12 protein-coding genes are annotated in these 12757 nt (G+C 70.5%); 3 read left to right on the top strand and 9 right to left on the bottom strand.

Annotated features, from left to right (window positions below; all coding sequences use genetic code 11):
* Positions 1–197: 197 nt before the first annotated feature.
* Positions 198–1136, bottom strand: coding sequence for a LysR family transcriptional regulator (locus tag ACZOOI_RS09965; protein WP_391585276.1), 939 nt, complete (start codon positions 1134–1136; stop codon positions 198–200).
* A 135-nt stretch (positions 1137–1271) separates the two neighbouring features.
* Between ACZOOI_RS09965 and ACZOOI_RS09970 the strand changes: the two genes are divergently transcribed.
* Positions 1272–2501, top strand: coding sequence for an MFS transporter (locus tag ACZOOI_RS09970; protein ID WP_465280362.1), 1230 nt, complete (start codon positions 1272–1274; stop codon positions 2499–2501).
* 64 nt (positions 2502–2565) lie between these two features.
* Positions 2566–2736 carry a hypothetical protein gene (locus tag ACZOOI_RS09975; RefSeq protein WP_465280363.1) on the top strand — a complete coding sequence of 57 codons (171 nt, stop codon included), beginning with the start codon at positions 2566–2568 and terminating at the stop codon, positions 2734–2736.
* 33 nt (positions 2737–2769) lie between these two features.
* On the opposite strand, the gene ACZOOI_RS09980 is transcribed toward ACZOOI_RS09975, so the two are convergent.
* Entirely contained in the window at positions 2770–3135 is a 366-nt protein-coding gene (locus ACZOOI_RS09980; RefSeq protein ID WP_465280364.1) for a MerR family transcriptional regulator, read from the bottom strand.
* 59 nt (positions 3136–3194) lie between these two features.
* Between ACZOOI_RS09980 and ACZOOI_RS09985 the strand changes: the two genes are divergently transcribed.
* Positions 3195–3551 carry a putative quinol monooxygenase gene (locus tag ACZOOI_RS09985; protein WP_465280365.1) on the top strand — a complete coding sequence of 119 codons (357 nt, stop codon included), beginning with the start codon at positions 3195–3197 and terminating at the stop codon, positions 3549–3551.
* Between the two features lie 84 nt (positions 3552–3635).
* On the opposite strand, the gene ACZOOI_RS09990 is transcribed toward ACZOOI_RS09985, so the two are convergent.
* From ACZOOI_RS09990 to ACZOOI_RS10020, 7 genes are all read right to left on the bottom strand, one after another.
* Positions 3636–4922: a thymidine phosphorylase gene (locus ACZOOI_RS09990; RefSeq protein ID WP_465280366.1), complete on the bottom strand. Its 1287-nt coding sequence runs from the start codon at positions 4920–4922 to the stop codon at positions 3636–3638.
* 131 nt (positions 4923–5053) lie between these two features.
* Positions 5054–5443: a cytidine deaminase gene (locus ACZOOI_RS09995; protein ID WP_465280367.1), complete on the bottom strand. Its 390-nt coding sequence runs from the start codon at positions 5441–5443 to the stop codon at positions 5054–5056.
* Positions 5444–5447: 4 nt separating this feature from the next.
* A complete protein-coding gene (locus tag ACZOOI_RS10000; RefSeq protein ID WP_465280368.1) occupies positions 5448–6764 on the bottom strand; it encodes an ABC transporter permease in 1317 nt (438 codons plus the stop codon).
* Between the two features lie 29 nt (positions 6765–6793).
* Positions 6794–8122: an ABC transporter permease gene (locus ACZOOI_RS10005; protein ID WP_465280369.1), complete on the bottom strand. Its 1329-nt coding sequence runs from the start codon at positions 8120–8122 to the stop codon at positions 6794–6796.
* Entirely contained in the window at positions 8119–9741 is a 1623-nt protein-coding gene (locus ACZOOI_RS10010) for an ABC transporter ATP-binding protein (RefSeq protein WP_465280370.1), read from the bottom strand. The genes ACZOOI_RS10005 and ACZOOI_RS10010 overlap by 4 nt, the downstream gene beginning before the upstream one ends.
* 128 nt (positions 9742–9869) lie before the next feature.
* On the bottom strand, positions 9870–10982 hold the full coding sequence (locus ACZOOI_RS10015; protein ID WP_465280371.1) for a BMP family lipoprotein: 1113 nt from the start codon (positions 10980–10982) through the stop codon (positions 9870–9872).
* A 400-nt stretch (positions 10983–11382) separates the two neighbouring features.
* A complete protein-coding gene (locus ACZOOI_RS10020) occupies positions 11383–12612 on the bottom strand; it encodes an amidohydrolase (protein WP_465280372.1) in 1230 nt (409 codons plus the stop codon).
* Positions 12613–12757: the final 145 nt, after the last annotated feature.

Below are 12757 nucleotides of genomic sequence, written 5' to 3' on the forward strand. Positions count from 1 at the left end.
TGGCATGAAGATTCGGCCATGTGTGCACGCCGGGGGCGTGATCGCCGTCCCGGAGCCGGCCCCGAGCGGGGCCTACGTGCCGGAACCACCTTGCGGGGCAGGGCGCTTCGACGCGGGAGGGCACGCGGGCGCGGTGCGTGGGGGCGGGCTCCGGCGTCGCCGGGTGCGCGGTGTGCGGCCGATGGCAGGTTGTCGGTTCAGTCCTCGGGTCGGTCCGGGTGCAGGAGGTTGCCGCGGCGGCCGAGCACGAATTCGCGGAACAGGCGCACGGGCGCGGTCTCCGGTCGGCCCGGCACCCAGGCCAGCCCGATGGTGCGAAAGGCCCGGGGCGCGGTGACGGCCAGGTGCACGGTGCCCGGGCGGGGCACCTCGGGCGCGGGCAGCAGCGCGACGCCCAGGCCCGCCGCGACCAGGCCGCGCAGCGTCTCGGCCTCCTCGCCCTCGAACGCGATCCTGGGCTCGAACCCAGCCTCGGCGAACAGCGCATCGGTGATCCGGCGCAGCCCGTAGCCCGGCTCCATGCACACGAACACGTCCTCGGCCGCCTCGGCCAACCGCACCCGACGGCGGTGCGCGAGCCGGTGATCGGCCGGCACCACCAGGTAGAGCCGCTGGTCGTCGAGCGCGCGCACGGCCAGGTCCGGCGCGTCCGGCAGCGGCGCGGTCAGGCACAGGTCGAGTTCGCCGGCCCGCATGCGCTCCAGCATCGCCGAGGCCGAGGCCTGGACGAGTTGGAAGCGGATGCCGGGGTGGTGCACCCGAAAGGCACGCAGCAGGCCGGGCACCGCCTCGGGCCCCATCGTGTGCAGGAATCCGAACGCGACCTTGCCGCGCGCCCCGCCCACGTCCTCGATCACCTCGTCCAGGCCGCGCTCCAGCAGCGCGAGCGCCTGTTCCACGTAGCCGAGCAGGGTGTGGCCCTGCCGGGTGAGCGCCACGCCGCGCCCGGTGCGGGCCAGCAGCGGAACGCCCACGTCCGCCTCCAGGCGGGCCATCGTGCGGCTGAGCGTGGGCTGCGGGATGCCCAGGCCGGCCGCGGCCCGGGTGATGTGCTCCTCCCGCGCGACCGCCGCGAACTGCGTCAGGAGCGGAACGATGGCCGCGGAAACCTCTGCTGATCTGCTGTCATACGACATAGCATGGATTCTTGCCCAAACATGCATTGGACGCATGAAAAAACCCGGCCTAGCTTCGTGTCCATGCCCGCCTCGAACAGCCCATCGGACCCCGCCCCAAGCACCGACCCGACCGTTGCTCCGCCGCTGCGGTACATGCGTGGTTCGCGCGCGTATCGCCGGGTGAACCTGGCGCTGTTCGCCGCGGGCTGTTCGACCTTCGCGATGCTCTACGCGACGCAGACGCTGCTGCCGGAGTTGTCCGACGGGTTCCACCTGTCCCCCGCCACCGCCAGCCTCTCGGTCTCGGTGACCACCGGCGCACTGGCCCTGGCGGTGATCCCGGTGAGCATGTTGTCCGAGCGGTGGGGCCGCTCGCGGGTGATGACGATCTCCGTGTTCAGCGCCGCCCTGCTGGGCGTACTCGCCGCGTTCGCCCCGGACTTCGGCACCCTCGTGGTGCTGCGCACGGTGCAGGGCGTCGCGCTGGCCGGGCTGCCCGCGACCGCGATGGCCTACCTTGCCGAGGAGGTCGACGGGCCCTCGCTGGGCTCGGCGATGGGGCTGTACGTGGCGGGCAACAGCATCGGCGGCATGGGCGGCCGGTTGGTCACCGGCCTGGCCTCGGATCTGGGCGGATGGCGGGTCGCCTTGGTGGCGGTCGGCCTGTCGGCGCTCGGGTCGGCGGTCGTATTCCGAGTACTGCTGCCGCCGTCGCGCAACTTCACCCCCTCGACCATGACCACCCGGCAACTCACCGGCGTGCTGCGCTCGCACCTCGCGGATCCGGTGCTGCGCCGGTTGTACCTGCTCGGCATGGTGTTCATGGCGGCATTCGGCACGGTCTACAACTACCTCGGCTACCGGCTGCTCGCCGAGCCGTTCGGGCTGCCGCAGACGGTGGTCGGCGCGATCTTCGTGATCTACCTGGCGGGCACGTTCAGTTCGGCCGCCTCGGGCCGGCTGGTCGGCCGGCTCGGGCACCGCGCCACATTGTGGGCCGCCGCGGCGATCACCGCCGCGGGCGCGCTGCTGACCCTGCCGGACAATCTGGCGCTGGTCGTGGTCGGCCTGATCGTGCTCACGGCGGGCTTCTTCGCGGGGCACTCGGCGGCCAGTTCGGCGGTCGGTCTGCGGGTCACCGAGGGCCGCGCGCAGGCGTCCGCGCTGTACCTGGCGGCCTACTACCTCGGCGCGAGCGTCGGCGGGCCGGTCGGCGGCGTCGCCTTCCACGGCCGGGGCTGGGCGGGCGCGGTGCTGCTCGTGCTGGTGCTGATGGCCGCGGCGGGCGCGGTGGCCCACGGCCTCGGCGGCCGGATGACGGGCGCGCCGGCGCCCGCACCGATCCGGCGGCACCCTCGCGCACACGTGCGCTCGACCGCCTGAGTCGCGCGCCGAGGCCGGCCGGGTTCCCGATCGGGAACCCGGCCGGCCTTGGCATGCTGGGCCCATGGACGAGCAGCACGACCCGGCTCCGGGGCCACGCCCGGGCGATCGCGACGACTTCGGCCGGGTCCACCGCCCGCAAACCGTGCGCGCCGGTTGCGCGCTGCTCGGCTGCCTCCTCGTGATCCTGGCCGCGGCCGTGCTGATCACCGCACTGGTCTGGCGGGCCCTGTGAGCAGTGCGGCGCCTGCCGACTCGGCTCGACCCGTCATCCCGCGGCGACCGGTGTGCCGCGTTCGGTGGCCGCGAGGATGTCGGCCAGGGACGATCGGGCGTCCTGGAGTCCGGCGATCCGGGCGTCGATTCCGTGCAGTTCGTCGCGCAGGTAGCCGATCACGCACGGGTCGAAGTCCACTCCGGGGCCCTCGATGCACGGCAACAGCTCGCGGATCACCCGGCTGGTGAGACCGGCCGCGAGCAGGACCCGGATCCGCCCGACCATCGCGGGCGCGTCGGCCGGGTAGGTGCGGTGGCCGCCGGGGGTGCGCTCGGAAGCGAGCAGGCCCTGTTCCTCGTAGTACCGGAGCAGCCGCACGCTCACGCCCGTCAACCGGGCCAGTTCGCCGATCTTCACGTGACCCGCCTCACAGGCTCTTGAACCTCACATGGATGTGAGATCTTAGCGTTGCCGGCATGACGAACACGCTGCCGGCCACGCCGACCACCGCGACCCCGACCACCACCCACACCGTCTACGGCTCGCTCCACCCCAGGCCGCACCGCGCCGCCGAACTCAAGGCGCTGCTCCTGGCCCTGGTCGAGCCCACCCGCGCCGAACCCGGCTCGCTCCAGTACCACCTGCACGAGGAGGCCGACGGCACGCTGTTCCTGTACGAGGTCTGGCGCTCGGCGAACGACCTCGAACGGCACATGCGGACCCCGCACATGCGGGAGTTCGTGTCGACCGTCCTCGACCACCGGATGGACTGGCTCGAACGCGACCCGGACGCCCACACGGGCACCATGTTCAGCCCGTACCCCGAGCAATAGGCCGACCGCCGACCTCGCCGGGCACACGGACAGGCCCTCGACTCCCGGTCGGGAGTCGAGGGCCTCGGTGCGTGGGTCGGGCCGTCAGGCCGTCGGGCCGATCCGGTCGATCAGGATCGGGGTGGGCTCGAAGGCGGTGCCGGCCGGGGCGATGGTGACCGCGTCGGCGAGGATCTCGCTCGCGTAGTCGAACCGCTCCGGGGTGTCGGTGTGCAGGGTCATCAGCGGCTGCCCGGCGGTGACCGTGTCGCCCGGCTTGGCGTGCAGTTCGACGCCCGCGCCGGCCTGGACCTGCTCCTCCTTGCGGGCCCGGCCCGCGCCCAGGCGCCAGGCCGAGACGCCGACCGCGTACGCGTCCACGCGGGTCAGCACGCCGGACAACGACGCCGTGACCACCTGGGTCTCGCGCGCCACCGGCAGCTTCGCGTCCGGGTCGCCGCCCTGGGCCTGGATCATCCGGCGCCACACGTCCATCGCGGAGCCGTCGCGCAGCGCGTCCGCCGGGTCGATCCGGGTCTGCCCGGCCGCCGCGAGCATCTCGCGCGCGAGTGCGACGGTCAGCTCGACCACGTCCGCCGGGCCGCCGCCCGCGAGCACCTCGACCGACTCGCGGACCTCCAGCGCGTTGCCCGCCGTCAGCCCCAGCGGCGTGGACATGTCGGTCAGCAGCGCGACCGTCTTGACCCCGTGGTCCACACCCAACCGGACCATGGTGCGAGCCAGTTCGCGCGCGTTCGCCAGGTCCTTCATGAACGCGCCGGAGCCGACCTTGACGTCGAGCACCAGCGCGCCGGTGCCCTCGGCGATCTTCTTGCTCATGATCGAGCTGGCGATCAGCGGTATCGCCTCGACCGTGCCGGTCACATCGCGCAGTGCGTACAACTTCTTGTCCGCCGGCGCGAGGCCGTCACCCGCCGCGCAGATCACCGCGCCGACGTCCTCCAGCACCCGCATCATCGCGTCGTTGGACAGCGCCGCCTGCCACCCGGGGATGGCCTCCAGCTTGTCGAGCGTGCCGCCGGTGTGGCCCAGGCCGCGGCCGGACAACTGCGGAACGGCCACACCGCACGCGGCGACCAGCGGCGCGAGCGGCAGGGTGATCTTGTCGCCGACGCCACCGGTCGAGTGCTTGTCCGCGGTCGGCCGGGACAGCGTCGAGAAGTCCATCCGCTCGCCCGAAGCTATCATCGCGTCGGTCCAGCGGTTGATCTCGGTCGCGGTCATGCCGTTGAGCAGGATGGCCATCGCGAGCGCGGACATCTGTTCGTCCGCGACCACACCGCGCGTGTACGCATCGACCACCCAGTCGATCTGAGCCGCCGTCAGTTCACCGCGGTCCCGCTTCGTACGGATGACCGAAATCGCGTCCATGCTGTCCGTTCTCTCTCGGCCGCCGTGGCGACCTGTTCGGGTCACGAGCAATTGCCGGGCCCGGTCCGGCGGATCGGGGCACCGTCTTCCATCCCCCACCAAGCACCCGACGCGGGATGCGAGGACACGCCCTAGCGAAGATCCTCGGGCCCGAAGGCATCCGGCAGGATCTCCCGCAACGGCCGTACCCCGTGCTTGGTTTCCAGCAACATCTCGGCGCCGCCGTGTTCCCACAGCAGTTGTCGGCAGCGCCCACACGGCATCAGTACCGCACCCTCACGGTCCACGCAGCAAAACGCCACGAGCCGGCCGCCTCCGCTCGCGTGCAGTGCGGACACCAGGCCGCACTCCGCGCACAGCGTGAGGCCGTACGACGCGTTCTCCACGTTGCACCCGGACACGATCCGACCGTCGTCCACCAGCGCCGAGGCGCCGACCGGATACTTCGAGTACGGCGCGTACGCCCCCCGCATCGCCGCCGTCGCCGCATCCCGCAGCGCCGGCCAATCGATCTCCGACACGCCGTCAGCCCTTCGTGTAGGGCTTGTTGGCCGCGGCCGGCGCGCGCACCTTGCCGACCAGACCGGCCACCGCGAAGATCGTCACGACGTACGGCATCATCTGCAGGAACTGGCTCGGGATCGAGGTGTTCAGCGGCTGCAGCGACGTGGCCAGCGCACTGGTGAAGCCGAACAGCAGCGCCGCGGCCACCGCGCCCAGCGGACGCCAGCGCCCGAAGATGACCGCCGCGAGCGCGATGTAGCCCGCGCCCGAGGTCATGTCCTTCGAGAAGGTACCCACCGTGCCGATGGTCAGGAACGCGCCGCCGATGCCGGCGATCGCGCCCGCCATGATCACGTTGCGGTACCGGGTCGCGTTGACCTTGATGCCGACCGTGTCCGCCGCCGTCGGGTGCTCGCCCACCGCCCGGGCGCGCAGGCCCCAGCGGGTGTGGAACAGGCCGAGGTGCACGAGCACGATCAGCGCGTACATCAGGTACACGATGATGTTCACGTCGAACAGCACCGGGCCGATCACCGGGATGTCCGCGAAACCCGGGATCCGGATGTTCTCGAACACGCCCGGGTTGTTGTACGCCTCGGGGTCCTTCTGCAACAGCTGCGTGTACAGGAAGCCGGTGATGCCGGTGACCAGCAGGTTGATCACCACACCCAGGACGACCTGCTCGACCAGGTAGCGCACCGCGAAGACCGCGAGCAGCCCGCCGATCAGCGCACCCGCGACCGCGCCCGCGGCCAGCCCCGCCCACAACGACCCGGTGACCGAGCCGGTGAGCGCGGCGGCGAACGCGCCGAACAGGAACTGACCGTCGATGGCGATGTTGACCACGCCGGAGCGCTCGCCGATCACGCCCGCGAGCGCGCCGAGCACGAGCGGCACGGCGGCCAGCACGGTGTTCTGCAGGGCGCCCGCGAAGGACATCTGCTTGCCCGCGACCGCCCACACCAGGAACGCGATCACGAACGCGATCAGAAACAGCGCGATGCTCAGCCGGATTGCCAGACGCGACCGGTCCAACACGATCCGCAGCCCGCCCGCGACCATGCACAGCACGGACATCGCGATCGCGACGGCCCGCGCGGGCAACGACAGGTCGCCGACCTCGGTGGTGTCCCGGTTGGGCACGTTCATGCCGAAGACCGCGTCGACGCCGCTCTTGGTGCCGAGGCCGAACGCCCACAGCGCGTACAGCCCGACCAGGACGAAGCCGATGCCCGTGATCAGGGCCTTCTTGCGGGCCGCGGCCCGCACCACGTCGGCGGCTTCGCCGGTGGGGTTCACCGGGGCCTCCACGTCGGGGGCGATCACGGTGTCCGCCACCTGCGTGCCTCCTTCAGGGTTCCGCTCGCTCATGCCTGGACCCCCACGGTCTCCTTGGCGGCCAACGGCCCGCCCTCGGCACCCTTGCGGGCACCGCGCAGCCGGAAGATCGAGCGCACCAGCGGCGGCGCCGCGACGAACAGCACGATCACGGCCTGGATGACGATGACGATGTCGACCGACACGTTCGCGGACGCCTGCATCACCGAACCGCCCGCGCGCAGCGCCCCGAACAGCAGTGCGGCCAGCACCGTGCCCAGCGGCTTGGTCCGGCCGAGCAACGCCACGGTGATCGCGTCGAAGCCGATGCCGGCGTCGATGCTCGGGGTCAGCGTGTGCGCCGGGTTGGTCGAGCTCATCACCTGCGAGACACCGGCGAGGCCGGCCATCGCACCGGCGATCACCATGGCCAGGATCTGCGCCCGGGCCACGCTCATGCCCGCCGTACGCGCCGCGGCCGGGTTGGAGCCCACCGCGCGCAGCTCGAAGCCGAGCGTGGAGCGGTTGAGCAGCCACCAGTAGATCCCGGCCGCCAGCAGCGCCAGGACGATGCCGAAGTGGATCCGCAGGTTGTCGCCGAACAGGTTCGGCAATACCGCGTTGTCGTGCGCGTCCTTGCCGATCGGCTGCGCCTGGCCGCCGCGGCGGAAGGTGTCGGTGGTCAACAACCAGCCGAGCATGAGCACCGCGATGTGGTTGAGCATGATCGTCACGATCACCTCGTGCGCGCCGTAGCGGGCCTTGAGGACACCGGCGATGCCCGCGTACAGACCGCCGCCGATCACACCGGCCAGGATCACGAACACCAGGTGGATCACCGGCGGCAGATCGACGACGAACCCTATCCACGACGCGAATACCGCGCCGGCGATGATCTGGCCCTGCGCACCGATGTTGAACAGCCCGGTGCGGAACGCGATCGAGACCGCGAGACCGCCGAAGATCAGCGGCGTGGCCTGGGTGATGGTCTCCGAGATCGGCCGGAAGACGTCCTCGATCGAACCTTCGGAGAAGCTGTCCGGGTTCACGATCGAACCCTTGAACATCGCCGTGTAGGCGTCCGAGACCAGCGTCCAGGAGCTGGAGAGCGCCTCGCCCGGGGCCGCGAAGAAGTACTTGTACTCGTCGAGCACATCCTGATCCGCGAGGATCATCAGGATGCCGCCGACCACCAGCGCGAGCACGATCGCCAGGAAGGTCACCACGGCCGAGTTGCCGGTGATGATCGCGTCGAGCATGGCTCGGCCGAGCGAGGGCTTGTGCGGCTCCGAGGCGCTCGCCCCGGCCGCGGTCGTCCTGGTCGGGGCCGGCTTCGCCTCGCTCGGCTCACCGGGCGTGCTCTTGTTGTCCTCGGTCACGCTGGGTCCTCCTCCCCCGGGGTTGCGTCGCTGTCGATGGTCGCGGTCTCGGCCGTCGTCCCGGTCGCGGTCTTCGCCGCGTCCGGCCCGGCGGCCGGCTTCGCCTCGGCCGGGTCCTTGCCCGGGATCACGCCGGCCATCAGCAGACCCAGGTCGCCCCGGGATGTGGTGGGCGGCACGATGTCCACGATCCGGCCCCGGTACATCACCGCGATCCGGTCGGCCAGCGCGACCACCTCGTCCAGTTCGGTGGACACGATGATCACCGGGGTGCCGACGTCGCGCTCGGCCACGATCCGCTTGTGGATGAACTCCATCGCGCCCACGTCCACCCCTCGGGTGGGCTGTGAGGCGATGAACAGCCGCAGCGGGCGCGAGAGTTCGCGCGCCACGACGACCTTTTGCTGATTGCCGCCGGACAGCGTGCCGGCCGGCGACTCGATGGTCTGCGTGCGGATGTCGAATTCCTCGACCCGTTGCCGCGCGTTGTCGCGCACCGCCCCCGGGTCGATCGACCCGCGCCGCCCGAACGGCGCCTGCGTGACCATGTCCAGGACCAGGTTCTCGGCCACCGTGAAGTCGCCGACGATGCCGTCGTGTTGGCGGTCCTCGGGCACGAAGCCCACGCCGGAGGTGAGGATCTGCCGCGGGGTCCGACCCGCGAGGTCCTGTCCGTCCAGGCTGATCTTTCCGGCGGCCGGCGTGCGCAGGCCCAGGATGGCCTGGGTCAGCTCGCTCTGGCCGTTGCCGTCCACACCCGCGATGCCCAGGATCTCGCCCTCGCGCAGGTGCAGGTCGACCCGGTCCACCACGGCCTGGCCGTTGCCGTCGAGCACGGTCAGGTCCTCGATCGCCAGCCGGACCTCGCCCGGCCGCGCCTCGTTCTTGTCGACCACCAGCTTGACCGGCCGGCCGACCATCAGCGACGCGAGCTCCTTCTCCGTGGAGGCCGGGTCCGCGGTGCCGACCACCTTGCCGCGCCGGATCACGGTGATCCGGTCGGCGACGGCCTTGACCTCTTTGAGCTTGTGCGTGATGAACACGATGGAGTGGCCGGAGGCGCGCAGCGCACGCATCACCCGGAACAGTTCCTCGGTCTCCTGCGGGGTGAGCACCGCGGTGGGCTCGTCCAGGATCAGCACCTTGGCGTCGCGCACCAGCGCCTTGAGGATCTCCACCCGCTGTTGCAGACCGACGGGGAGGTCCTCGACCAGCATGTCCGGGTCGACCTTGAGGCCGTACTCGTCCACGAGGTCGAGCACCTTCTTGCGGGCCCGACGGCGGTCCAGCCAGCCCAGCGGCTTGGTCTCCTCGTGCCCGAGCATGACGTTCTCGGCGACGGTGAAGACCGGGACCAGCATGAAGTGTTGGTGGACCATGCCGATGCCCGCGTCGATCGCGTCACCGGCGGTCCGGAACTTGCGGGGGGTGCCGTCGACGACGATCTCGCCCTCGCTGGGCTCGTAGAGCCCGTAGAGCACGTTCATCAGCGTCGACTTGCCGGCACCGTTCTCACCGAGAAGGCAGTGGATCTCCCCCGGCTCGACGGTCAGGTCGATGTGGTCGTTGGCGACCAGCGACCCGAACCGTTTCGTGATTCCGCGCAGTTCGAGCTTCAACGCGGAGACCTCCTCGGCTACGCCCCCCGCAAGGGGCCGCTACGGGTTCGACCCGGGTCCCCGCGGGGCCCGGGCGGTACGGACACGGGCGCCGTGGAATCTGCTTCCACGGCGCCCGATCGGCTGGGTCAGCTCTTCGGCTGGTTCTTCGAGGTGATCTTGATCTTGCCGCTGACGATGTCGGCCTTGACCGCGGTCAGCTCGGACTTCAGGTCGGCGGGGACCTTCGAGTCGAAGTCGTGGAACGGCGCCAGGCCGACCCCGTTGTTGGCCAGCGTGCCGATCGTGGACTTGGTGGTGAACTGGTTGTTCGCCGCGGCCTTGACCGCGTTGAACACCTGGGCCTTGATGTCCTTGGTCACCGTGGACAGGAACACCGTCTTGTACTGCGCGGCGCTCTCGTAGCCGTCCTGGTCGACCCAGATGACGCTGGCCTTGCCGCCGCTCTTCTGCACGGCGGAGGCCGCACCGAGACCGGTCTGACCGGCGACCGGCATGATCACGTCGGCGCCCTGGGCGATGAAGTCGTTGGCGATCCGCTCACCGTCGGCCGGCGAGTCGAACTTGCCCGCGAGCGAGCCGTCGCCCTTGACGTCGTCCCAACCGATGACCTGGACGTTCTTGCCCTTGGCCTGGTTGTAGTACTTGACGCCCTGAACGTAGCCGTCCATGAACACGGTGACCGGCGGGATCGGCAGCGCGCCGAAGGTGGCGACCTTGCCGCTCTTGGAGTAGCCCGCGGCGAGGTAGCCGCCGAGGAAGCCCGCCTCTGCCGTGTTGAACTGCAGGCCCTGCACGTTCGGCTCGATGCTGGAGGAGTCGACGATCGCGAACTTCTGGTCCTTGTGCGCCGACGCGGCGGCCTTGGTCGCGTCCGCCATCAGGCCGCCGACCGCGATGATCAGACCGCACTTGTCGTTCACGAGGCTGTTGAGGTTCGGAACGTAGTCGTTCTCGGTCTTCGAGGTGATGTACTTCACGTCGACACCGAGCTCCGACTTGGCCTGCTGCAGGCCCGCCCACGAGGAGGCGTTGAAGGAACGGTCGTCGATGCCGCCGGTGTCCGTCACCATGCAGGCCTTGAAGTCGATCTTGGCAGCCTGCGAGCCGCCCGGTGTGGCACTGCTGCCCGAATCCGACTTCTTGTCGTCGTCCTTGGGCTTGCTACCGCACGCGGCGGTGGCAGTAAGGGCGAGAGTGACGCCGACCGCAGCTGCGGTCACCTTGGATACCCGGCGCACGGGTGTCTCCTTCCGATGAGCGCCCCTTCGGGCGCTGCTCCCAGATGCAGACTCTGACGCGCTTGGTTCCCTGGTAAACGCGCGTAGACCTGCTAGCCGTCGGAGAGCATACCTAGTAAAAGAATATGAGCGACAAAAACCGTGAATCGCCACCGCAACACGCCCCGTTAGCCCGGCCGAGTAGCCGGAGCCGAGACGGGTCGGCGCGGAACCGGGCAGTCCGCGACATGACAAGACGGAAAAGACCCGGTGCCGCACGAGATCGAACGGCACCGGGTCGGAACATTACAGACTCACGAACGTGTGAGGAACGGGGACCGGGGTCGCGATGGTTAACAGTTCCGCATACGTCCCATCTCGGCGTCCCCACCCGCACGGCACGCACCGGGCCCGACCGGGGTCAGCGATAGGGCCGCAGCGCCAACCCGACGAACAGCTCGACGCCGATTCCGATCGACCGCTCGTCCACGTCGAACTGCCCCTGGTGCAAGTCGTATACGGGGTGTCCGACGGGTCGCACGCCGAGCCGGGTGAGCTCGCCGGGGACCTGGTCCAGGAACCACGAGAAGTCCTCGCCGCCCAGGCTCTGCTCGGTGCTCTCGACCGCACTCGCACCCAACACGTCGGTCGCGATCGTGCGCATCCCGGCGACCGCGTCCGGGTCGTTGACCACGGGCGGAACGCCGCGGTGGTGCTCGAGCTCCCACTTGGCGCCGTAGGTCGAGGCGATCGCGTCCACCAACTCGTGCATCAGATCCGGGGCCTGCCGCCACGCCTCCAGGTCCAGGCAGCGCAGCGTGCCCTCCAGCTCGCCGTACTGCGGGATCACGTTCGGCGCGGAGCCGGACTGGATCCGCCCCCACACCAGGCTGGCGCCCGAGCGCGGGTCGATCCGCCGGGAGAACGCCGAGGGCAGCTCCGAGGCGACCTTGGCCAGCGCGGTGACCAGGTCGGTGGTGCGGTGCGGCCGGGCGGTGTGGCCACCCGCACCGGTGAGCGTGATCACCACCCGGTCGCAGGCCGAGGTGATCGCGCCGGCCCGCAGCCCGACCCGGCCGACCTCGACCTTGGGATCGCAGTGGATGGCGTGGATCTCGCCGACGCCGGCCAGCCCGCCGGCCTTGATCACGTCCAGCGCGCCGCCGGGCAACTTCTCCTCGGCGGGCTGGAAGATCAGCCGGACCGGCCGCGACAGCAGCCCCTCGCGCGCGAATTCGGCCAGCACCAGAGCCGTGCCCAGCACGATCGAGGTGTGCACGTCGTGGCCGCAGGCATGCGCGCGGCCGGGCACGGTCGAGCGGTAGGGCACGTCCTTGACGTCGTCCACCGGCAGCGCGTCGATGTCGCCGCGGAACGCGATCAGGTCGTCGCCGGCGTTCCGGCCGCCGGGCGACGCCCGCTCGGGTCTGATGTCGCACACCAGACCCGTCCCGGGCAGTAGCCGCGGGCGCAGACCCGCACGCACCAGCCGTTCCCGGATGAGCCCGGTGGTACGGAACTCCTCCCGACCCAGCTCTGGGTGCATGTGCAGGTCGCGCCGAAAGGCGACCAGCTCGTCGGCGAAAGCCGCGGCTTTGGCGGCGGCCTGGGCGTGGAGGGATTCGCTCACCCACGCAAGAGTACGTTGCATCGGTCTTCGCGACGTGGTAGGGAGCGAATTACCCCCGTTCGGGTGAGAAAAAAGCCCCCCGCCGGCGCATGCGCTACGGCCGGTAGGGGTATGACTGTGCGCTCGTTCCCGCAATGGACGACTTCCGCGCGCTCGGCCCCGTATC

The sequence above is a fragment of the Embleya sp. L77 genome (assembly GCF_055557415.1).